This is a genomic window from Streptomyces sp. NBC_01352 (genome assembly GCF_036237295.1).
GTDB classification, from domain to species: domain Bacteria; phylum Actinomycetota; class Actinomycetes; order Streptomycetales; family Streptomycetaceae; genus Streptomyces; species Streptomyces plumbiresistens.
Map to the genome: position 1 here is coordinate 10,776,259 of NZ_CP108354.1, position 20,738 is coordinate 10,796,996.

Below are 20,738 nucleotides of genomic sequence, written 5' to 3' on the forward strand. Positions count from 1 at the left end.
CGCAGGCCATACGGTACTTTCAGTCGACGAAATCGAGCGACCTTGTCGATTGACAACATGCCTGCGTGGCGCTCGCAGCTGCGCGGATCACAACGACGTCAGCCTCTCGGCTCCAGCACCCGTTGGCGGGTTGCGCGGGACTGGCACAGCTTGACGGCGGCGCGGGAGCTCGTCGCGGCGGCCAAGTCCGTGACCGTCCTGGAAGCCTGGGCCGGTCGCCGGGCGGATGCTCCATCACGATCTCGGCGAGGGCCGGGCGACGGAGATCGGCGGGCAGTTCGTCGGCTCCACCCAGGACCGCTTCCCGTCGAAGCCAAGGAAGTCGGTGTGGCCACGTACGAGGCCGCCGTGCCTGCGCGAGAGGGGCTGCATGCGCGACGGTGCAGTCAAGTGGTCCTTCGGGCGCACATCACGGGCGGGCAAACTGTCCCCGCCGACGGCGTGGCAGGCCTCGTACGCCTGTGAACCGGACGGCATGTCCTACGAACGCCGCTGTGCAAGGCTGGGATTGCCAGGGGGCTGCTGCTGTCGCAGCAGATCACCAGCTGTTCGAGGGCCTGCCCTTCAGCACGTTCATGAAGTGCGTGGCCGTCTACGGCAAACCGGGGGAAGGTCCATCCGTCGCGAGAGGTTCAGCAACGCCCCTCAGCGGTGAACCGGGTGTGCTCATGGCATTAGTCGGCCGGCGACCGAACTCGGGCGAGTATGTAACGTACGAGTGTGTGACCGCTGTCAGCTCGCAGGCACGGACACCAGGTCCAGCCGACCGGCGGCCATGGCCACCACGGCGGACACGAAGGCCTGGAGGCAGGTGTGCTCGGCCTCCTCATCGGGGTGGGAGAGGCGTTGTGTGGTCAGCCCGTCGAAGCCGGCGAGGAAGAACCGTGCAATCGTTTCCGCAGGTTGGGCAAGGGGCTGGCCGGTGCGCTCGGCCGCCTCGGCCACCAGCCTCGCCGTCACCTCGGTCACACTCCGGTTGTGACTCTCGAGGGCCTCGCTCAAGGCGGGGGAGCGGAGCGCGAACATGGTCAGTTCCGTGAGGAGCTGATGGCTGGCGGGCTGCTCGCGGACCGTCCGCCACAGGGCGGCGGCCAGCGTGCTCACTGTCTCCTCGAACCCCGCGCCGGCCGGCGCGGCCCGCTCGACCTGCGCGATCAGATCGTGTGTGAGCTGCTCCATGACGGCGCGGTACAGCCCCTCCTTCGTGCCGAAGGTGTAGTGCACCGTGGCCTGGGCCACTCCCAGTTCGGCGGCGATGGCCCGAGTGCTTCCGGCCGCGACCCCTTCCCTTGTCATATAAGCGATGGCCGCTTTGATCAGCTGAGGGCGGCGCTCGGCCGCGGGAACGTGAGCCATGACTGCATCATACCGACTGAGTCTCCTGAATAAGTCGTCCGAACAAGTCAGGCGGCGCGCAGCTGGCTGCCGTCGCCGCGCAGGTCAGTCCTGCTGAGCGGCGGATGAACACGTTCCCAGCGCCTTTGAAGCGGGACGAACGAGGGGCAGGCCCTGACGGAAAGGCCAGTTTGATACGTGCGTGATCGGGGCGGGGCTTGCCGGGCCGGCGGTCGCGAGGGCCCTGGCGGAGCGGAACCTTCCGTACACGCATCTGGAGCGGCACACCCGGGCCCGGCGCTGTCTGAATCTGAGACATCGACAATCCAGGCAGCCGATGTACGAGTCGGCCCATTTCATTTCCAGCAGGACTTTGTTCCGGGTCGTTTCAGCTCGGCATCGATCACTCTGCCGTCCTCCGTGACGGCCACTGCAACGGTTGCCACAGAGGTGTTCGCCTTCGCCCCGCGTGACCGGGTGCCAGTTCGCAACGACAGCGGGCGGGTGCGGCTGCGAAGTGTGAACGGCTCAGGAGGAGGTGACGGCGGCGAGAGCGAGGGCAGCGGTCTGCTGTGGCGTGCCGTCGATCGGGATGGCCGCGCCCGCTTCGTCGTCGCCGAGTGGTTCGAGGTCGGCAATCTGCGTACGGAGCAGCTCGGGCGGCATGAAGTGGCCCTGTCGCGCGGTGATCCGTGCGGCGATCAGCTCAGACGAGCCGTCGAGGTGGAGAAAAAGGACGTGCGGTGCGGCGGAAGCAAGCCGGTCGCGGTAGCGCCGCTTCAGCGCCGAGCAGGTCACCACACCGCCGCTGTCCGCATGTCCGGTCAGCCATCGTGCGATCTTGTCCAGCCAGGGGCGGCGGTCTTCGTCATCGAGCGGGTGGCCGGCTCGCATCTTCGCCACATTCGCTGCGGGGTGGAAGTCGTCCCCCTCGGCACAAGGAACACCCAGACCCTGTGCCAGCAGGTGGCCCACGGTGGTTTTGCCCGAGCCCGACACGCCCATCACCACGACCAGGGGAACAGTGCTGTGAGACATCCGTCCAGGCTAGGACCTGCCATCGGATCCTGCCGCCTACAACTCGATGATGACCTTGACGTCATTCGGTTGTGGCGTGAACGCCTCCGTCGCGCGCTCCAGCGGTACCCGCCGGGTGATCATGCGACCGAGCCATGACAGGTCGGCCCTCGCCAGCGCGTCGGCCGCCTGGCGGTAGTGACGCAGGTTGGCGTTGACCGAGCCCACCACCGCGTCGTTCTGCAGCACGATCTCCCTGTTGATGGCGCCCGCGTCCACGGCCATCGTGCGACCGGCAGGCGACACACCGGTCAGGCACACCACTCCGTAGGACGCGGTGCCCGTCAGCGAGGCGAAGACGGGCTCGCTCGCACCCGTGGCTTCGATGACGACATCCGGGCACACGGCGGACATGATCTGCTCGATGTCCTGTGAGTGGTAAACGGCGCCCAAGTCCCGTACGAGTGCGGGCTTGGGCCCTTCGGTCACCCGGTCGACCACATGCACCTCCAGCCCGCGCTGTGTGCCCAGGAGGGCGGCCAGCAGACCGATCGGCCCCGCACCGGTGACCAGGACGCAGCGGGGTTCGAACCACGAGCGGGCACCGACACGCTCGACCTGTTCCCATGCCTTGGCCACCACCGAGGTCGGTTCCATGAGCACACCGACGTGCTCCAGATGCGGCTCCAGCTTCACCGCGTAGTCGGCTTCCACGCACCACGCCTGCGAGCCGTAACCGTCGATCTCTTTGATACCGCGTTCGGTGTAGCGGCCGTTGCGGCACATGTCGAACTCCCCACGTGCGCAGGCCCCGCACGGCTCGGGGTCCGGCCGCCGTACCACTCCGGCGACAAGGTCGCCGGCCGAGAACTCGCTGCCGGGCGGCGCCTGCCGCACCCGTCCGAGAGACTCGTGCCCCAGTACCAGCCACTCACGTCCAGGTGGGGCCCAGCCGTACTCGCCGCGGACAATCTCCTTGTCCGTTCCGCACACCCCCACGGCCAGGCCCTGCACCAACAACTCGTCGGCCGCTGGGACGGGCTCAGGCACATCCCGTACCGCTGCGGAGTCCTTCTCGCCGGGCCGCACGGTCACCGCACGCATCGCCACCCTCGGTCCCTCTCGTCAGGCGCCACCTCATGTCAGGGCGCACCGCTGCTTGACCCCTGCCCCGCTCAGAGCTTTTCAGCATGATCTAGCGTGGAACCCTGGGCGTTCACACCGGGAGGAAGCGCTTCTAACACTGCTCTGACCCGCGCGGGCGCACGGGTCTGCTCTATTGACCTCAGCCGGGACGTTTCTGGTTCTCGATGTACTCCTTGATGACAGAGAGCGGGGCGCCGCCGCACGAGGCAGCGAAGTAGGACGGCGACCAGAAGCGTTCGCCCCACAGGTACTTGCGGATGTGGCCGGGGAACTCCTGCCGCAGGCGCCGGGCGGAGACGCCCTTGAGGGAGCCGACGAGGCGGGAGATGGCGACCTTGGGCGGGTAGTGCACGAGCAGGTGGACGTGATCGCGTTCGCCGTTGAACTCCAGCAGCTCCGCGCCGAAGTCGGTGCACACGTCGCGCATGACCTCTTCGCAGCGCCGAAGGATCTCGTCGGTGAACGGTCCGCGCCGGTACTTGGGGGTGAAGACCAAGTGTGCGTGCAGGGTCTAGACAACGCTACGGCCCCTGCGAATACCAGGGTTTGGCCCCCAGCTTCGTGACATAGAGCAATGCTACGTTCACGCCCGTGAAGATCGTGACGCAGGTCAAGCTCATGCCGGACGCCGCACAGGCATCCGCGCTTGAGCGCACCCTGGGCACGGTCAATGACGCCGCGAACTGGGTGTCGGAGGTGGCGTTCGAGCACGGTGTGCCGCGTGAGTACGAGCTGCGCAAGCACACCTACGCCGAACTCAAAGCCCGTGGGCTGGGAGCGCAGGCTGCGTAACACGTCATCGAGAGGGTGCGCGACTCGTACACCACGCTCAAGGCCAACATCCGGGCCGGCCATCTCGGCAAGGAAGGCTCCAGGCGTCGCCGCAAGGCCGAGTCCAAGCCTCTCACCTTTCGCCCCGAGGCCGCCCAGCCGTATGACGACCGGTGCCTGAGCTGGCAGTACGACCAGCGGACCGTGTCCATCTGGACCGTGGACGGCCGGGTCAAGAACATCCGCTTCGCCTGCTCCGTCGACGCGCTCAAGATGCTCCAGGCGCACCGGCAGGGCGAATCCGACCTGATCGAGCGCGACGGCGTCTTCTACCTCGTCGCCACCTGCGACGCGCCCGAGGCCGAGCAGTATGAGCCGGACGGCTTCATCGGCGTGGACCTCGGTATCGAGAACATCGCCACCGCCTCCACCGGCTACCTCGCGGCCGGGCGGGGGCTCAACCGGTACCGCAAGCGACAGCTTGCCCTGCGCGCCAAGCTCCAGAAGAAGCGCACCAAGAGCGCCAAGCGGCGGCTCAAGGCCCGTGCCCGCAAAGAGGCGCGGCACGCCGCCAACCAGAACCACATCATCTCCAAGACGATCGTGACCGAGGCTGAACGCACCGGGCGCGGCCTGTCCCTCGAAGAACTCAAGGGCATCCGCAACCGGGTACGGCTCCGCAAGCCCCAACGGGTCGCACTCCACTCCTGGGCCTTCGCCCAGCTCGGAGACTTCGTCGTCTACAAGGCCAAGCGGGCCGGTGTGCCCCTGGTCTTCGTTGATCCCGCGTATACGTCGCAGACGTGCGCCGAGTGTGGCCACGTCGACAAGCGCAACCGTGTCGACCAGGGGCTTTTCATCTGCCGGGGGTGCGGGGTCGTTGCCCACGCCGACCGGAACGCTTCCCACAACATCGCCACCCGTGGCGACAGCGTGTGGAACGCGGGGCGTGAGTCACGCGTCCCTGCCACCCAATAGGGGTGTCTGGACGGAGGAGTCCACCCCAGCAGCCAGCCGGGCACTACCTCCAAGCCCGGTCCTTCAGGGCCGGGTCACGTTGACTACCTGTCAGCCGGGACAGAGGGACACGTCCGGGCGCTGCTGCGCCGCCACTCGGACGGGATGAGCCGCTCAGGTGATGGTCGGCATCTTCGCCGGGTTCGGCAGGACCGGTCGACGGCGTCTTCCTGGCTGCGCTCCTGACCGTGATCGACTGTTTCGTCAACGACTCGGTCGTCGTCCTCGACCGCATCAGAGAACTCAGCCGCCGCGACAAGGCACCCTTCGCCCGCACCGCCAAGCGGGCACTCCGGCAGGCTGTGCCCCGCACCGTCAACGCCGGCATCGGCGCCGGCTTCATCTTCCGCTTGTCATCGAACTGCACAGCGGCGGCATACCGGCACGGCCAGTCCGTCCGCCGTCCGCGCGGAGCACGGTCCGGCCTGGCGCCCGAGGTGATCAGGTGACGGGTTCAAGCCGGACACAGCACCGGCCTGGGCTCGGCGCCAGGCAGGCCGTGTATCCGGACTCGCCCAGCCCGTGAAGAACACCGCGCAGCAGGTGCAGGTTCATACCGCACACGGTCTGCGTGTGCTCACGGGCCAGGGCGTGGAAGGGGCAGTTGGCCAGCACGACGGTGCCTTCCTCGTGCCGTGGCTCGAACCCGTACCGCTCCAGCAGGTCGACGAGGCGTGCGCTGTTCTGCCCACCCAGGTGTGTGCCGAGTTCTTCGGCCTTGCGGTGCAGAACCTCCGTCACCGGCTCACCGGTTGCGCCGGATTCCTCCACCGCCTGTGCGAGGAGTCGCCCGGCCAGTTCGTACCGGCGGTCGGGCAGACTCACCGCGATCTGCTTCGCCGAGCGCCGATACAGCTTTGCCGGCCTGCCCGCCCCCGGCCCGGTACGGCCGCTGCGTCGTTCGTAGACCACGTCCAGCAGGGACTCATCGGCGAGCCGGTCGAGGTGGAACGCCGCAGTCTGCCGCGCCAGGCCCAGGGCGGCGGCTGCCTCGTCCCGGCCGACGGGCCCCGACTGGCGCACCACGTGGTCGTACAGGCGCCTGCGCGTCGGCTCATCCAGAGCAGCGATGGCGGAGAGGTCGGCGTCGCGTACTTCGTTCGGGATGTCCACGAACACCAGTGTAAAACCCACGGCCATTGACTAAAGAAAACTTCCGCGCTTCTATAGTTAATGAAGGTTGTCAATAGAAGGAGAGGCCACCATGTCCTCCGCAACCACCAGCACGACGTCCGCCGCCCCGCGGCGTGCGCTGCTCGCCGACCCCGGCTACCAGGCGTTCGTGGTCCTGCGCACCGCCTTCACGGTGGCGCCGATCCTCTTCGGGCTGGACAAGTTCGCCAACCTGCTCGTCGACTGGCCCATCTACCTCGCGCCGTGGATCAACGACGTCGTCCCCGGCAGCGCCCAGGCGGCCATGTACGCGGTGGGCGCGATCGAGATCGCGGCGGGCATCGCCGTAGCCCTCGCGCCCCGCTTCGGAGCCTGGCTGGTGGCCGGGTGGCTGGCGGGCATCATCATCAACCTGCTGACCATTCCCGACTACTACGACATCGCACTGCGCGACTTCGGCCTGCTCCTCGGCGCCGTCGCACTCGCGCGCCTCGCCGAGCGCTACCACGGCAAGCGGCAGCACTGAACAGGTACGGCGCACTGTGAACGCCTCCGGCGGGTGGTCTCCCGTGGGTGCCACCCGCCATGGCTCGTAGAGGCAAGCCTGAGCGGAAAGCTTGGCTGTGTCCGCCTGCGTCGGTGCCGGAACACGTCGTCAGTGGGCCAGGGGCCCGCGGACCGCTTCGTGTCGCCTGCCGTGTCGCGGCCCCGCCGTATCACCACCATGCGCAGACCTTGTGCCAGGTCCTCGGTCTCCCGGGGCGTGTCAGAGAGCATGCGCCGCTCACCTCGGTGGACGCCGCTGACGTAGCCGGTCGGATCTGTGTGCAGCTGCGCTGTCTGGCAGTTCGTTCGGTCTGGAGTGCAGCGCCTCCGACCTCGTCACCAACCTCAAGACCCAATACCCCTCCGGCGTAGTCGACATCGTGTTCAACGCCGTGCCGGGCGCCATCGCCGGATCACTTCCTCCGGAGTGATCGCCGAGGTCCTCGGTGATCTGCGCCGGACCGGCAACCGTGAAGCCCTCGTGGCCCGCGGCGTCCTGGTCATCGAGGACCTGGTGAGCCGGTAACGATGGCGGCGCATTGCTCCCGTGGTCGTTGACTCACCTGTCCGTATGAGGGGATATCGCGGGGAGTTCCACGGTGATGCGGATCCCACCGGCAGGGCGCGGGGTGAGGGTGAGTGTTCCGTCGTGTGCGTGCGTGATGGTTCTGACGATGGTCAGGCCGAGGCCGACGCCTGCCTGGTCGGTGTGGATGCGTTCGGTGCCGCGCTGGAACGGTTCGGTGAGGGTCGAGACCTGCTGTGGGGTGAGCTGCTCGCCGGTGTTTTCGACAGTGAGCACCGCGGTCTTGGAGTGGACGCCGGTGCGGACCCACACAGTGCCCTCTTCAGGCAGGTTGTGGACGATCGCGTTGTGTACGAGGTTCGTGGTCAGCTGCAGCAGGAGCGCCGGCGATCCGATCGTGGGGGTGATGTCGCCGCTGGTCTCGATGGTGACGCCGTGCTTTTCCGCGAGGGGGAGGAGCGTTTCGGTGCATTCTTCCGCCAGGAGGGACAGGTCGACGTGGTCGCGGGTGAAGGACCGCTGGTCAGCGCGGCTGAGCAGGAGCAGTGTCTCGGTGAGGGCGATCGCCCGGGTGTTGACGGCGTGCAGGCGGTCGATGAGTTCCCCGGTGTCGCGGTTCGGGTCGGTGCGGGCCACATCGAGAAGGGCCTTCGAGATCGCCAGCGGGGTGCGCAGTTCGTGAGAGGCGTTGGCCGCGAATCGCTGCTGTTCGGCGACATGTGCTTCAAGCCGTACGAGCATTGTGTCGAAGGCGTCGGCGAGTTCCCGGAACTCGTCCTTGCGGCCCGGCAGCCGGATCCGGTGGGAGAGCGATCCGTTCGTGGCCAGACGGGTGGCCTCGGTGATGCGGGTCAGCGGGGCGAGCATGCGGCCGGCGAGGACCCACCCTCCCACGAGGCCGAACACCAGCAGGAACGCCAGTACTGCGGCTGCCCTCGGAGCGAAAACGTCCAGGAGGGCGGAGCGGACGGGAAAAACACCATTCCCGGGCATGTCATCGGGGTTGATGAGCATCGCACGGTCGGGGACATAACGCAGGAGGAACAACCACACCGCGGCGAGCAGCAAGGCACCGGCAACCATGAGGAACCCGGCGTAGCTGAGGGTGAGTTTGAGGCGGACACTCAAACCAGGGGCTCTATCCACGGTCTTCTCCCACACGTCCGGTGCCGGGCGCTGCGTCGATCCGGTAGCCGACACCGGCCACGGTGGCGATGATCCAGGGTTCGCCGAGACGCTTGCGCAGTGCCGAAACGGTGATGCGCACGGCGTTGGTGAACGGGTCGGCGTTCTCGTCCCACGCGCGTTCCAGGAGTTCTTCGGCGCTGACGACACCGCCCTCGGCGGCGACGAGGACTTCGAGCACGGCGAACTGTTTCCGGGTGAGCGCGACGTAGCGGTCGTCGCGGTAGACCTCGCGGCGGAACGGATCCAGCCGCAGGCCTGCGATCTCTCGTACGGGTGGTCTGTTGTGGGCGCGCCTGCGGTCGAGCGCCCTGAGCCGCATGACGAGCTCTCGAAGCTCGAACGGTTTGGTGAGGTAGTCGTCGGCACCGAGTTCGAACCCGGTGGCCTTGTCGTCGAGACGGTCGGCGGCGGTGAGCATGAGGATCGGCATGCCGCTGCCGGAGGCGACGATGCGTTGGGCGATCTCGTCTCCTGAGGGCCCGGGAATGTCTCGGTCGAGGACGGCGATGTCGTAGGCGTTGATGCTCAGCAGTTCCAGAGCGGTGCCGCCGTCACCTGCGATGTCGGCGGCGATCGCTTCCAGGCGAAGACCATCGCGGATGGCTTCTGCCAGATAGAGCTCGTCCTCGACGATCAACACACGCATGTCATCAAGGCTACGAGTCGGCGCATATCGTCGACATATCGAAAACCGCATACGTGTCGGCAACACCGCGCTGCCTTGAGTGGCGGTATGCGTCGAACCCCACCCTCAGCACGAACAACGACCCGCCGGGTTCGCCGGTTGATGGTCGTCGGCCTGATGGTCGTCTCAGCAGTGATCGCCGCAGTCCTCGGCTACCGGGCGCCGCAGTCCTCGTCTCCTTCTTCGTCTTCCCTGCCTTCTTTGTCCTTCTTGCCTTCCTTACCTTCGTCGTCGCCTTCGAGCCCCTCGGCCGCAGCACCCTCGCATGCACCTCGGAGTGAACACCGTGGTGCGCTCGGTGCGCTCGGTTCGGCCGACGGTGTCGTCCCCGATGGCGTGACGATCTACGACGACGCGATTCCGGCTGTGTCCAAACTCGATCCAGGTCTGCTCAACGCCCTCCGCCAGGCTGCGACGGCTGCCGCGGACGACGGAGTCGAGTTCTACGTCAACAGCGGCTGGCGTTCCCCGGAGTACCAGGAGGAGCTTCTTCGTGAGGCGGTCTTCAAGTACGGGTCGGAAGAGGAGGCCGCCCGATGGGTGGCCACCGCGACGACGTCTCCTCACGTGTCGGGGGACGCGGTCGACATGGGGAACTCCGATGCGACGGAGTGGCTGTCCGAGCACGGTGCCGAGTACGGGCTGTGCCAGATCTACGAGAACGAACCCTGGCACTACGAATTGCGCGCCGATGCGATCGACCGTGGTTGCCCGCGTATGTATGCCGATCCCACCCAGGACCCGAGGATGCAGCAGTGACCGGCAGCGAGCGAGGACAGACGATGAAGCAGGTGGACGCGGCGGACGCGGTGGACGCGGCTGGCACGACGGAGACCGGACGGGACGGCTCAGGCCGCTGGGGAGCCGGCTCCGGTGCCTGGCACGCGGGCATCCGCCGGGCGATCCGCACCGGCTTCCGGCCGGGGCTTTGGAAGCGGGGCCCGGTGCTCGCCGCGCTGGCCCTACTGCTGGGCCTGCTCATGCTGCTGCACGCGAAGATCCCGAACCGGGTCGGGAACCTCGGCAGCCTCGTGGAGACCTTCCTGCCATGGTTCGGCCTGTTCATCCCGGTACTCCTTGCCGGGGCACTGTTGCGCCGCTCCGCCTCCGCGGTGGCCGCGCTGCTGCTGCCGGTCATGGTGTGGCTGAACCTTTTCGGCGGGCTGCTCAGCGACAAGTCCCGCCCGGGCAGCGACCTCACGGTGGCCAGCCACAACGTCGGCGCCGACAACCCCGACCCGGCCGGCACCGCGCGCGACCTGGCCGCCTCCGGCGCGGACGTGCTGGCCCTGCAGGAGATGACCGAGCAGGCCCGGGGCACGTACGAGAAGGGCCTGGCGAAGGCGTACCCCTACCACACGGTGCAGGGCACGGTCGGGCTGTGGAGCAAGCTGCCGCTGTCGGACACCCAGCCGGTCGACATCCAGCAGGACGTCGGGCCGCTGGCGGACACCAAGCCGGCCGACGTCAAGATGACCGACAACCGGGCGCTGCGCACCACGGTGGCCACGGACCAGGGTCCGCTGGCGGTGTATGTGGCCCACCTGGGGTCCGCACGGGTGACTCCCAGGACGGGCTTCTGGACGGACTCGCGGGACAGAAACGCGCAGGCGCTCGGCAAGGCCATCGCCGCCGAACAGAATGAGCGCGTGGTGCTGCTCGGCGACCTGAACGGCACCATGGACGACCGCGCGTTCGCCGACATCGCCTCACAGCTGCGCTCTGCCCAGGACGCGGCCGGGGACGGCTTCGGCTTCAGCTGGCCGGCCAAGTTCCCGGTGGTACGGATCGACCAGATCCTGGTCCGCGGCGTGAAGCCGGAGAGCGCGTGGTCGCTGCCGGCCACGGGGAGTGACCACCTGCCGGTGGCGGCCGGAATCAACTGGTGAACATCGCACGCAACTGGGCGGATGTCGCGCCCTCGGGGCGCGATGCGGCAGAACGAACGGGCAGAGCGGGCAGAACGGGTAGTCGGGTCGCGGGTACCGCGGGTATGTGCGGGGGATCGGCGGCCGGTTGATGCGGTGGTGTCGGTCTTGGTCGTGATGGCCATGGGCGGCTCCGCGTCAGTGATCGAGCTGGACCGTGTCGGAGTGGGCGGGTCACCGGCGTGGGTGTGCGACGGTGCCCCCTGTCGTGTTATGCGACGGCGGTGCCGACGCCGTCGCGGAAAATGCGGTGGCGACGTAGAGGCGCCGGTTGCGATCATGGGCGTAAGCAGTCTGCGACGTGTGAGGAAGCCGACCGTGATGCCAGCTGTTCCTGCCGATCCGACCGTGGTGCACCCGATGCCCGACCAACCTCGGGTCGTCCTGCTCAAGCCACTGGTCACCTCGCCGCTGATCGAGGTGGGAGAGTTCTCCTACTACGACGATCCGGACGACCCGACCGCGTTCGAGACCCGCAACGTGCTGTACCACTACGGGCCGGAGAAGCTGGTCATCGGCAAATTCTGCGCGCTGGGCGAGGGCGTGCGCTTCATCATGAACGGTGCCAACCACCGTATGGATGGTCCCTCGACGTTCCCCTTCCCGATCATGGGCGGCTCCTGGGCTGACCACTTCGACCTGATCACAGCCCTGCCCGGCCGCGGTGACACCGTGGTCGGCAACGACGTCTGGTTCGGATACCGGGCCATGGTGATGCCCGGCGTCCGCATCGGCCACGGAGCGGTCATCGCCTCCGGCTCCGTCGTTGTCGACGACGTCCCCGACTACGGAATCGTCGGCGGCAACCCCGCCAGACTCATCCGCAGTCGCTTCGGCGACGAAGACATCGCCCGCCTCCTGGCGGTCGCCTGGTGGGACTGGCCGGCCCCACACATCACCGAGCACATCCGCACGATCATGTCCGGCAGGATCGAGGATCTGGAAGCCGCGGCCCCGAAGTCGCAGTAGACCGGCCCCGCCTCAGCGCCGTCGAGCCTCGTGAACATCGCCTGACAGAGAGGATCATGGCGCCGTCGAAGACGGTAATCGTGCGTGCGCCGCTCGGGCATGCCCGGCATTCCGGATCTCGGGTGAGTGCAGGCTGCGCAGGCAGCGGCAGAATTCGAGAAACCCCGTCTGATCCGTCTGATTCTTCTTCGGCTTGATGTGACCGTAGAGCTTGTCCTTGGCCAGGTCGTGGTGGCGAACAGGCGCCGGACCGCGTGCGTCGCGTGTAGGTCGCTCGGCGGCGGGGCGGGGATGGCGGTCCCCAGCTGCGGGCGAGACCGCGGTGTGGTTCTGTCCGAAGGGCTGACGAGCTACGCATGCGCTCGTCTCCCAGAACTGTGAAGCCACCCCGTCCCGCCTGCTGCTACGTCAGCTGGTCCACGGCACGGCGGCCAAGGTCGTGGACAATCCCGTACCGCTTCTTCAGCATCGGCGGCTCCTCCGAGCCGCATTCTCACGCGGGCGACGCCTGGGCCGGCTTCGGGTCCTCGTCGACGCATCCCCGCGCCACGCGATTGATCGCTTCTTGGGATGCCTCCGCCACTGCCACTGCCTGCAGACCGGGGAGAAGTTCGATCCCGGCAAGGCATTTCCCGCCGCGTCGACGGCGCCAGTGACCCTCGCGGCTTGATTGGTGGTGGCCGAGTTTCCGTGGCGGCTACGCCCTGCGTGTCGCCAGCCCTTACTTCGTTGAGTGAATATCAGCCCTCCCCATGACCAGCGCAGCTGATTGCCCGTGCGCTTGATCGGCGGAACGGCTCGGGTCGGTCGGGGACCGGACGTCGCTGACCGACCAGCCGGAAAACCCGAACTAGTGGGCACACGCAGGGTGTTCGGACGTAGGTTGTGCCGTGAATGATCCACGCCTCGGTTGAAGGACGGACGCGAGCTATGACCGACCCTGTGACGACGCCCGAACCAGCGAAGCATCAGAAGATCGACACGTCGGTTCCGCACTCCGCCCGTATCTGGAACTACTGGCTAGGCGGTAAGGACAACTATCCCGTCGACGAGGAGGCCGGTGACGCGTACACCGCAGTCTTCCCCGGCATCGTCACCATCGCCCGCTGCAGCCGTGCGTTCCTGCGCCGCAACATCACGTATCTCGTGTCCGAGGCGGGCATCCGGCAATTCCTGGACGTCGGCACCGGCCTTCCGACCGCTCAGAACACCCACGAGGTCGCTCAGAGGCTCGCCCCCGAGACGCGGATCGTCTACGTCGACAACGATCCGATGGTCCTCGCCCACGCCCGCACCCTGCTGTACTCCAGCCACGAGGGCGCGACCGCCTACATCGACGCCAACGTGACGGATCCGGACCGCATCCTCGCGGCCGCCGCCGAGACACTGGACTTCGGCCGCCCCATCGCGCTCATCCTCAGCAACATCCTGGGCCACGTCGCCGACTACGATCAGGCCCGCTCCATCGTCACCCGGCTGATGGACGCCCTGCCCTCGGGCAGTTACCTCTCCATCAACGACGGCTCACGCGGCATCGACCCGGTCTTCGAGCAGGCCCAGGACGCCTACAACAACAGCGGCGCCGTCCCGTACAACCTGCGCACCGTCGACGAGATCACCACGTACTTCGACGGTTTGGAGCTCCTCGAACCCGGCGTCGTCTCGGTAACGCAGTGGCGCCCGGAGCCCGGTTCGCCCACCCCGGAGGTCATCGCCGAGCACGGCGGACTCGCCCGGAAGGCGTAACGGACACCGGGAGTGGAGCTGTTGCCGTACGACAGCCACTCAGGTCGATGGAGACCACGGCCGCGGCCTTGCAGATCCGCTGATCAGAGACGTCGGTGGACTGTTCCGTGAGGTCGGTCATCCGCGAGCGCCGATCGCGGGCGCGCGGCCGGGTCGTGCCTCCGACGCCCGCTGCCGCGCGGATGCCATACCCGCGCGGCACGCGCCGTCCTCTACCCGAGCGTGAGCATCGCCTCGGCGACCTCGTCGACCGCCGCGTCGGGGATCGCGGTGGCGGCCTCCTTGAGGACGAGCAGCCGCGCTCCGGGGATCTCGCGCGCGATCGCCTCGGCGTTGCCGACGGGGAAGAACCGGTCGCGGCGGCCGTGGACGACGAGCGTGGGCATCTCGATCTCGGGCAGGCGCTCGCGCCAGCGGGGTGTGCAGTCGAGCCTGGAAAACACCATGCCCAGCTGGTTGGCCATCTGGATGGGGGGTGCGGTGCCGGGCGTGCGGTCCCAGATGCGCGCGGCCATCGCGCGCGCGGCGACGGGGTCGTCGCCGAGGATCTCCGCGCCGGCGGCGGCGAACTCCGCCACCGCCTCGCGGTCGGTCCAGTCGGGCATCGGCTGCGAGAACAGCCGGCTCATCGTCGCCTGGTCATGGTCGGGGAGGTCGTCGTCGGGCGGGCCGGGCGCAACCGCGCGGGTGCCGGCCAGGGTGAGCGCCGAGAACGAGCCCGGATGGTCGAGCACGGCCACCTGGGCGACCATCCCACCGACACCGATCCCCGCGAGGTGCGCGGGCCCGCCGCCGAGCGCGTCGGCAAGGGCCGCCGCGTCGGCGGCGAGGTCGCGCAGGGTGTAGGCGGGCGCCTGCGGGTCCGCCGTCGTCGACTCTCCGCTGTCGCGCAGGTCGTAGCGCACGACGCGGCGCCCGCCGGCGGCGAGGCGCTCGCACAGCGCGTCGGGCCAGGAGAGCATCGTCGTCCCGCCCGCGAGCAGGACGAGTGGCGCGTCGTCGTCACCGAACGACTCGATGCCCAAGGCGATCTCATCGACGTTGACGGTGGTCATCGGATCACCGGGAGGACGTCGTAGGTCAGGTGCGTCGCGGTCGAGGTCGAGGTCACTTTCCGCTGCACCAGTGTGCGTGGCGCTCCGCCGGTGAACAGTGGCGTCCCGGCACCCAGCACGACGGGCGCGAGGTGCAGCGTCAGTGCGTCGACCAGCCCGGCGTCGATCGCCGAGCCGATCGTGGCACCGCCGCCCATGAGGACGACGTCGAGGTCCTTGCCGCTGTCCGACGACGCCGCCTCGGCGCGCTGGCGCGCCACGGTGACGGCGTCGGGCAGACCGGTGGTGACGAACGTCCAGTCGAGGTCGGTGAGCCGCACCGACTCCGGCGGCGAGCTCGTCACGACGACGAACGCGGGCTTGCCGACCTCGCCGGCGCCGTAGCCGGTCTTGTCGTCCCAGCCGTTCGGCCCGTCGACCACGTCGAAGAGGTGGCGGCCGAGGACGACGGCGCCCGAACGGGCGGTCCCCTCGCGCAGGAACCGGCGGTCGTCGGGGTCGTCGGAAAACGCCCAGGTGTGCAGGGCCTCGCCGCCGGTGCCCAGACCGTTGTCCGGGCCGGGGTCGGGCCCGGTGACGAAGCCGTCGAGGGAGACGGAGATGTCAGCGATGATTCGAGTCATGCCAGGGCAGACCCGTTTCGCCGCCCGAACTCATCGCTCAGGCATGCAGCGTGTGCCGGAAGTGAACGGATAGCACGACGCCCGAAGCGGGACGCTGGACGCACAGCGGACGGTCACCCCTCCCGGAGTACCTCAGAGGCGCGTATGCACAGGTCAGAGGGTCCTCTGCCGCAACGATCCTGCATTCCCCTCCGCGAGCCGCTCCGCGAGCCGCTCCGCGAGCTGCGAGGTTACGAATCCGAGAGGGATCGGAAGCAGACCGCCGCGACCTCGGGTGCCGTGGCGCGTTCAGCGCGCGCGAGGCCGCCGACGGCGCGCCAGTCCTTCGATCTCGCCGAGCCAGGGAGCAGGTACACGTACCTCTCCGCCGTGCTCCTGGTCGGCTTGGTCCTCAACGCGACCCTCGGCTGGTCCTGGGCCGACCCCGTCGCTGCCCTCGTCATCGCCGCCATCGCCGCCATCGCCGTCATCGCGGTCAAGGAAGCCCGCGACGCCTGGCCGAGCACGGGCTGCTGCACCCCGTCCGCCGCAACGGGTTCGGCTGCCCACGCCGGGCGCCCGGGGCGGGGTCCCGCCCCGGGCGCCCGGCCCGACCGCCGACACTGGGTCATTGCGTGGCGCAGTGTCAGCCGGCCCGAGGCCCGCACACCACGCTGGCCCCAGCATCTCTGCGGTCGGGCCTCTGATGTACGCCCCTGAGTGGCCGATGCCGGCCGAGGTCGCCTCGCGTCAGAGCAGCTCGGTGACGAGCACAGCAGACCAGGCCGGAAGCCGGCGACCATACGCTGGCCGAGCAGCGGGCCGCACGTGAAGTGGCCGAGCTGCGCCGCGTTGTCGCCGGCTGCCTTCCTCCCGGGTTGTGCGTGGGCGCGGATCCGGTCGACGTCGCCCAGCGGGCAGGGAACAGAGTGGATGTTCTCCTGTCTCCGCTCAGGTGTCGCTATGACCGGCGCAGCGCAGTGTTCAGTACTGCTCGGTCTCCACGAAACCCGCGTCCGCGTCGTCGTCCGCACCGAGTGCGGCGGCGGTCGGATCGAATCCGGGCGGGCTGTCCTTGAGGCCCAGGCCCATGCCGGCGAGCTTCGCCTTGACCTCGTCGATCGACTTCGCACCGAAGTTGCGGATGTCGAGCAGGTCGGCCTCGGAACGCGCCACGAGCTCACCCACGGAGTGGACGCCCTCGCGCTTGAGGCAGTTGTACGAACGGACGGTGAGGTCGAGGTCCTCGATCGGCAGAACCAGGTCGGCGGCAAGGGCGGCGTCCGTGGGGGACGGGCCCATGTCGATGCCCTCGGCGTCGATGTTGAGCTCACGGGCCAGACCGAACAGCTCGACCAGGGTCTTGCCGGCCGACGCCATGGCGTCACGCGGACGCATGGCCTGCTTGGTCTCGACGTCGACGATCAGCTTGTCGAAGTCGGTGCGCTGCTCGACACGGGTCGCCTCGACCTTGTAGGTGACCTTGAGAACCGGCGAGTAGATCGAGTCGACCGGGATACGCCCGATCTCCTGACCGACCTGCTTGTTCTGCACGGCGGAGACGTAACCGCGGCCACGCTCGACCGTCAGTTCCATCTCCAGCTTGCCCTTGCCGTTGAGCGTGGCGAGGACGAGGTCGGGGTTGTGCACCTCGACACCGGCCGGGGGCGCGATGTCGGCGGCGGTGACCAGACCCGGGCCCTGCTTGCGCAGGTACATCACGACCGGCTCGTCGTGCTCCGAGGAGACGACCAGCTGCTTGATGTTGAGGATCAGGTCGGTGACGTCCTCCTTGACGCCCGGCACGGTGGTGAACTCGTGCAGAACGCCGTCGACGCGGATGGACGTGACCGCCGCACCCGGGATCGAGGAGAGGAGCGTACGACGCAGGGAGTTGCCGAGGGTGTAGCCGAAGCCCGGCTCCAGCGGCTCGATCACGAACCGGGAGCGGAACTCGTCGACGACCTCTTCGGTCAAGGACGGACGCTGAGCAATCAGCACGGGGTGTTGCCTCCAGTGGTTTGGCGCCCGCTATGTGACGCCGTTGACACCATGAAGGGTAACGGCGATACGGTCTCCGGTGGTCGCGCTGCACGACGACGAGCCGTGGGCGGTGTTTGAGCCGCCGCTGCCGAAGGTGGAGCGTCGGACCCGGCATCCGGGGCGCAAGCGGCATCCCGACCGGCTGGTGTTCCGGATCACCCGGTCCCGGTAGCCGCCTCGTAGGGCCTCTGTACTGCGTGTGTCGTCCCTGTCCGTGCCTGATGATCGGTCTCGGACCTCATCGGCACAGGCTGTGCTCGGCGGTCGGGATCAGTGCCGTCGCGGTCTGCAGGCCACGGCCGTCCGATGGTCGAGCCTCGGTCGACCGACCGCCCCTGTCTCTTTCGGGTCGCCAGGACGAACTCGCCGGTGCTGATGCCATGGGCGGACAGCGCACGCGCACTGGTGTGGAGCTTCTTCGGCGTCCTGCTCGGCGAGGCCGATCCCGGAGGCCGGCTGACGATTCCCTTTCCCCGCACCGCCCAGGACGCGCCGGTTCCTGACGCCGTACCGCGCCATGGCCGTCTCCACTACTGCGTCAGGAGGGGTTCTGATAGCCCGAACGCCAACCGACGGACAAGCCCCAGTGGACTCCGGCACCGGCCGTGATCGTCATCTTGACGTGTTGCTTATTGTTGCCCAGCCCGATCTCGTTGTAAGTCGTTGAGGGCGTGTCCGCGCACGGGACGGTGTAGGTGGCCAAGTTCCCGATGCCTATGGTCGTCTTCGCGTACACGCGAACGTGGCCCTGGCAAGATTTTCGTGAAGCTAGGGTGTGCCACCGTGCGCCGGTGACGCTCCGTCACGAGTAGCGGCACTGTCAGCGAGTGTGATGACCTCGTACGGATCATGTCTCCGCATCTCGATGCGGTGCGGGTGGAACGGGTGTGGGTGGCGGGCGGCGTGGTCCGTATCGCGGCCTGCACCCGCGAGTTGACGGTGGCGTGTCCGGACTGTGGTCGCGGTTCTGCGCGGGTGCACAGTCGCTATTGCCGCGCGCTGGCCGATGTCGCTGTCGGTGGGCGTCCGGTGCTGATCGGGCTGTCGGTGCGGCGGTTGTTCTGTGACAGTCCGAGCTGCGGTCGGCGGACGTTTGCCGAACGGGTCGAGGGGCTGACGGTGCGCTACCAGCGCCGCAGCCCGCTGCTGCAGCACCTGGTGGAGATGGCTGGGGTGCTGCTCGCCGGCCGGGGCGGCGCCCGGCTCCTGCAAATCCTGAATGTGCCGCTGTCGCGGACCAGCGTGCTGTTCCACTTGATGCGCTTGCCGCTTCCGCCAGCAGCGACCCCGCGGGTGCTGGGAGTGGACGACTTCGCGCTGTATGCGGACGTCTACGGAACCCTGCTGGTGGATGCCGACACCCGGTTGCCGATCGAGCTGTGGGCCGGGCGCGACGCCGAGCAGCTGGCCGCCTGGCTGCGGACGCACCCCGGTGTCGAGGTGGTCTGCCGGGACGGCTCGCTGGTCTACCGCCAGGCCATCACCGACGGCGCACCGGACGCGGTGCAGGTCAGCGACCGCCATGCTGCGATGCCGCGCACCAGACGGTCGTAGGTGTCGTCGTCCATCGGCGAGGTGCCGTCCGCGTAGTAGGCGGCCGCGGCCTTCACCACGGTCTCGACCGCCTGGGCGTAGGCGGCGGAATCCACGATCTGAGCAGCTGGAGTCGTCATGCCCATCATCCTGCCTGCCACCACTGACAACGCCCCTGGTGAGCTACCGCCCGATCCCTCCTGAGGGGCTGCGGTCGGCCCTGAGCGGTGGATGGCCAGATCACCTCTCTTGCAGGTGGGCCGTGCGCGTACGGACAGGGCGACTGCGGGCAGAACTCCTGCGCGCTGTGAAAGCCACACGGGGGTGGGCGTCTGTGGACTGGGCGACGACCGTGACCACGACGAGGAACGGAGCCCCCGGCTGAGCCGGTCAGGCGGGCGTGTTCGGGGCGGCCGCTCAGGCGTTCGCCGCGGCGACAACTGTGCGGACTCCCGGGTCATCAGGGCGACCGAGCCGCGCTGGACAGGCATGTTGCCCGGCCCGCCCGCCCGGCCCGCCTGACCCCCTGGCCATCACCGCACTCATGCGCTCGTGTATCGCCGCGTCGACCACCGGCCGGTACTCCTCGGGAAACCTCCCGAGCGTCCCGAGCGGCGACCATTGTGCCGAAGCGGATGCCGATCCACTCGATTGTGGTGACCTTCCAGGCGAGCTGACGGGCGCCTTGCGCATCGCAGCCCTGATCAGTTCACTCCGCCCGGGCGGACGGCCTCCACATCGTCCAGGTTCACCCTGGTACGAGCCGCCGAAGCCGCCCCCGCCCGTGCCGTCGTACGGGATGCCTCTCCCGCAAAGAAAGGCGCGCAGAGCGGCGTCCTCTCACGTACGGCAAATGGCAGAGTGTGCCCGTGAGTTACAGCATCTTCCTGCTCCGGTTCGTGGACGGCAAGGTCGTCGCCCTGGACGCCGAACGGCTTCGGCAGGTGACGGAGCCGTACGTGGTGGCGGGCGGCGCGGAGGAGGGCTTCTCCCAGCTCCGCGCGGAGGACGGGGGCGAGGCCGACCTCTACCATGCGTCCCAGGACGAGGACGGGATGCTGTGCGTGACGGCGACGCACTTCGCCCGTGGCGCGATGAGCGGCGTGCTCGCCCGGCTGGCGGCAGCCCTGGGGGCCTCGATCGTGCCTCAGGACGGCGGCACGCTGATCTTTCATGAGGACGACCGCCGTCATCTTCCTAAGGACCTCCAGGGGAAGGCGGTTGTCATCGCCCCCGTGGCGGACGCGTTCCAAGCGGCATTCGACGTGCTCTGAGCATCTCCGTTCCGACAAGTCCGCTGAGTGCTCACGTTCGGCCGATCGCGGCGGATCTGTATGCGGATCACTGGTGTGGTGACGCGAGAGGTGACGGTGCCGTGGAAGATGTAGGTCCGTTTGATGCCTCTCTGGATGTCAACCGGCCGGGATGCTGTACCGCACCGAGCGATCACACTGAAGGTCGCGGCCGGACGCTCAGGAGAGTGCTGACCACCTCACCCGCCCTCGGCGAGATCCGCGA

Annotated in this window: 19 protein-coding genes and 4 pseudogenes; 12 read left to right on the top strand and 11 right to left on the bottom strand. The window is 68.2% G+C overall.

What is annotated here, in order from left to right:
* Positions 1-732: 732 nt before the first annotated feature.
* Entirely contained in the window at positions 733-1,356 is a 624-nt protein-coding gene (locus OG252_RS49470; RefSeq protein ID WP_329344729.1) for a TetR/AcrR family transcriptional regulator, read from the bottom strand.
* A 181-nt stretch (positions 1,357-1,537) separates the two neighbouring features.
* Between OG252_RS49470 and OG252_RS49475 the strand changes: the two genes are divergently transcribed.
* Positions 1,538-1,759, top strand: a complete 222-nt coding sequence (locus tag OG252_RS49475; protein ID WP_329344730.1) for a hypothetical protein — start codon at positions 1,538-1,540, stop codon at positions 1,757-1,759.
* 104 nt (positions 1,760-1,863) lie between these two features.
* On the opposite strand, the gene OG252_RS49480 is transcribed toward OG252_RS49475, so the two are convergent.
* The 3 genes from OG252_RS49480 to tnpA all read right to left on the bottom strand — a co-directional run bounded on the left by OG252_RS49480 (position 1,864) and on the right by tnpA (position 4,006).
* Positions 1,864-2,373 carry a gluconokinase gene (locus tag OG252_RS49480; RefSeq protein WP_266446988.1) on the bottom strand — a complete coding sequence of 170 codons (510 nt, stop codon included), beginning with the start codon at positions 2,371-2,373 and terminating at the stop codon, positions 1,864-1,866.
* A 36-nt stretch (positions 2,374-2,409) separates the two neighbouring features.
* Entirely contained in the window at positions 2,410-3,456 is a 1,047-nt protein-coding gene (locus OG252_RS49485) for a glucose 1-dehydrogenase (RefSeq protein ID WP_329344733.1), read from the bottom strand.
* Between the two features lie 181 nt (positions 3,457-3,637).
* Entirely contained in the window at positions 3,638-4,006 is a 369-nt protein-coding gene (gene tnpA / locus OG252_RS49490; protein WP_266449003.1) for an IS200/IS605 family transposase, read from the bottom strand.
* A gap of 110 nt (positions 4,007-4,116) precedes the next feature.
* On the opposite strand from tnpA, the pseudogene OG252_RS49495 reads away from it, so the two are divergent.
* Positions 4,117-5,247: pseudogene (locus OG252_RS49495) on the top strand (RNA-guided endonuclease InsQ/TnpB family protein).
* Positions 5,248-5,404: 157 nt separating this feature from the next.
* Positions 5,405-5,630, top strand: a pseudogene (locus OG252_RS49500) (protein translocase subunit SecD); the annotation flags it as partial.
* A 97-nt stretch (positions 5,631-5,727) separates the two neighbouring features.
* On the opposite strand, the gene OG252_RS49505 reads toward OG252_RS49500, so the two are convergent.
* Positions 5,728-6,405, bottom strand: a complete 678-nt coding sequence (locus tag OG252_RS49505) for a helix-turn-helix transcriptional regulator (protein ID WP_266449006.1) — start codon at positions 6,403-6,405, stop codon at positions 5,728-5,730.
* Between the two features lie 85 nt (positions 6,406-6,490).
* Here OG252_RS49505 and OG252_RS49510 point away from each other — a divergent pair, with 85 nt between their 5' ends.
* Together OG252_RS49510 and OG252_RS49515 are read left to right on the top strand one after the other, a co-directional pair.
* Positions 6,491-6,925, top strand: coding sequence for a hypothetical protein (locus tag OG252_RS49510; RefSeq protein WP_329344734.1), 435 nt, complete (start codon positions 6,491-6,493; stop codon positions 6,923-6,925).
* Positions 6,926-7,253: 328 nt separating this feature from the next.
* Positions 7,254-7,459: pseudogene (locus OG252_RS49515) on the top strand (cation:proton antiporter); the annotation flags it as partial.
* Positions 7,460-7,504: 45 nt separating this feature from the next.
* Here the strand turns inward: OG252_RS49515 and OG252_RS49520 are convergent.
* Complete coding sequence (locus OG252_RS49520; RefSeq protein WP_266446992.1) at positions 7,505-8,617, bottom strand: sensor histidine kinase; 1,113 nt, start codon at positions 8,615-8,617, stop codon at positions 7,505-7,507.
* The gene (locus OG252_RS49525) at positions 8,610-9,305 is read right to left on the bottom strand and encodes a response regulator transcription factor (RefSeq protein ID WP_266446993.1); all 696 of its coding nucleotides are present in this window, start codon (positions 9,303-9,305) and stop codon (positions 8,610-8,612) included. Before OG252_RS49525 ends, OG252_RS49520 begins: the two co-directional genes overlap by 8 nt.
* Positions 9,306-9,446: 141 nt before the next feature.
* Between OG252_RS49525 and OG252_RS49530 the strand changes: the two genes are divergently transcribed.
* The 4 genes from OG252_RS49530 (at position 9,447) to OG252_RS49550 (ending at position 13,987) form a co-directional block, all read left to right on the top strand.
* Positions 9,447-10,103, top strand: coding sequence for a M15 family metallopeptidase (locus OG252_RS49530; protein ID WP_266446994.1), 657 nt, complete (start codon positions 9,447-9,449; stop codon positions 10,101-10,103).
* 23 nt (positions 10,104-10,126) lie between these two features.
* Positions 10,127-11,233, top strand: coding sequence for an endonuclease/exonuclease/phosphatase family protein (locus OG252_RS49535; protein WP_266446995.1), 1,107 nt, complete (start codon positions 10,127-10,129; stop codon positions 11,231-11,233).
* Positions 11,234-11,593: 360 nt separating this feature from the next.
* On the top strand, positions 11,594-12,241 hold the full coding sequence (locus tag OG252_RS49540) for a CatB-related O-acetyltransferase (RefSeq protein ID WP_266446996.1): 648 nt from the start codon (positions 11,594-11,596) through the stop codon (positions 12,239-12,241).
* 930 nt (positions 12,242-13,171) lie between these two features.
* Positions 13,172-13,987, top strand: a complete 816-nt coding sequence (locus OG252_RS49550) for an SAM-dependent methyltransferase (RefSeq protein ID WP_266446997.1) — start codon at positions 13,172-13,174, stop codon at positions 13,985-13,987.
* Between the two features lie 212 nt (positions 13,988-14,199).
* Here the strand turns inward: OG252_RS49550 and OG252_RS49555 are convergent, their stop codons facing one another.
* Positions 14,200-15,042: an alpha/beta fold hydrolase gene (locus OG252_RS49555; protein WP_266446998.1), complete on the bottom strand. Its 843-nt coding sequence runs from the start codon at positions 15,040-15,042 to the stop codon at positions 14,200-14,202.
* On the bottom strand, positions 15,039-15,665 hold the full coding sequence (locus tag OG252_RS49560; RefSeq protein WP_266446999.1) for a dihydrofolate reductase family protein: 627 nt from the start codon (positions 15,663-15,665) through the stop codon (positions 15,039-15,041). Before OG252_RS49560 ends, OG252_RS49555 begins: the two co-directional genes overlap by 4 nt.
* 354 nt (positions 15,666-16,019) lie before the next feature.
* Between OG252_RS49560 and OG252_RS52535 the strand changes: the two are divergent.
* Positions 16,020-16,229 (top strand): annotated as a pseudogene (locus OG252_RS52535) (cation transporter); the annotation flags it as partial.
* A gap of 399 nt (positions 16,230-16,628) precedes the next feature.
* Here OG252_RS52535 and OG252_RS49570 read toward each other — a convergent pair.
* Positions 16,629-17,645: a DNA-directed RNA polymerase subunit alpha gene (locus OG252_RS49570; protein WP_266447001.1), complete on the bottom strand. Its 1,017-nt coding sequence runs from the start codon at positions 17,643-17,645 to the stop codon at positions 16,629-16,631.
* Positions 17,646-18,536: 891 nt separating this feature from the next.
* On the opposite strand from OG252_RS49570, the gene OG252_RS49575 reads away from it, so the two are divergent.
* Complete coding sequence (locus tag OG252_RS49575) at positions 18,537-19,241, top strand: transposase family protein (protein ID WP_266447003.1); 705 nt, start codon at positions 18,537-18,539, stop codon at positions 19,239-19,241.
* On the opposite strand, the gene OG252_RS49580 is transcribed toward OG252_RS49575, so the two are convergent.
* Positions 19,154-19,360: a hypothetical protein gene (locus tag OG252_RS49580; protein WP_266449100.1), complete on the bottom strand. Its 207-nt coding sequence runs from the start codon at positions 19,358-19,360 to the stop codon at positions 19,154-19,156. The two genes, OG252_RS49575 and OG252_RS49580, sit on opposite strands and share 88 nt — an antisense overlap.
* A 729-nt stretch (positions 19,361-20,089) precedes the next feature.
* Between OG252_RS49580 and OG252_RS49585 the strand changes: the two genes are divergently transcribed.
* Positions 20,090-20,494 (top strand): hypothetical protein, encoded by a 405-nt coding sequence (locus tag OG252_RS49585; protein ID WP_266447005.1) that lies wholly within the window; start codon positions 20,090-20,092, stop codon positions 20,492-20,494.
* The last annotated feature ends 244 nt before the right edge of the window (positions 20,495-20,738 follow it).

Bases quoted from the DNA above. Each gene is read 5' to 3' on its own strand.
- OG252_RS49470 (WP_329344729.1), bottom strand. From the start codon at position 1,356: ATGGCTCACGTTCCCGCGGCCGAGCGCCGCCCTCAGCTGATCAAAGCG.
- OG252_RS49480 (WP_266446988.1), bottom strand. From the start codon at position 2,373: ATGTCTCACAGCACTGTTCCCCTGGTCGTGGTGATGGGCGTGTCGGGC.
- OG252_RS49485 (WP_329344733.1), bottom strand. From the start codon at position 3,456: ATGCGTGCGGTGACCGTGCGGCCCGGCGAGAAGGACTCCGCAGCGGTA.
- OG252_RS49510 (WP_329344734.1), top strand. From the start codon at position 6,491: ATGTCCTCCGCAACCACCAGCACGACGTCCGCCGCCCCGCGGCGTGCG.
- OG252_RS49525 (WP_266446993.1), bottom strand. From the start codon at position 9,305: ATGCGTGTGTTGATCGTCGAGGACGAGCTCTATCTGGCAGAAGCCATC.
- OG252_RS49530 (WP_266446994.1), top strand. From the start codon at position 9,447: ATGGTCGTCGGCCTGATGGTCGTCTCAGCAGTGATCGCCGCAGTCCTC.
- OG252_RS49535 (WP_266446995.1), top strand. From the start codon at position 10,127: ATGAAGCAGGTGGACGCGGCGGACGCGGTGGACGCGGCTGGCACGACG.
- OG252_RS49540 (WP_266446996.1), top strand. From the start codon at position 11,594: ATGCCAGCTGTTCCTGCCGATCCGACCGTGGTGCACCCGATGCCCGAC.
- OG252_RS49550 (WP_266446997.1), top strand. From the start codon at position 13,172: ATGACCGACCCTGTGACGACGCCCGAACCAGCGAAGCATCAGAAGATC.
- OG252_RS49555 (WP_266446998.1), bottom strand. From the start codon at position 15,042: ATGACCACCGTCAACGTCGATGAGATCGCCTTGGGCATCGAGTCGTTC.
- OG252_RS49560 (WP_266446999.1), bottom strand. From the start codon at position 15,665: ATGACTCGAATCATCGCTGACATCTCCGTCTCCCTCGACGGCTTCGTC.
- OG252_RS49575 (WP_266447003.1), top strand. From the start codon at position 18,537: ATGTCTCCGCATCTCGATGCGGTGCGGGTGGAACGGGTGTGGGTGGCG.
- OG252_RS49580 (WP_266449100.1), bottom strand. From the start codon at position 19,360: ATGACGACTCCAGCTGCTCAGATCGTGGATTCCGCCGCCTACGCCCAG.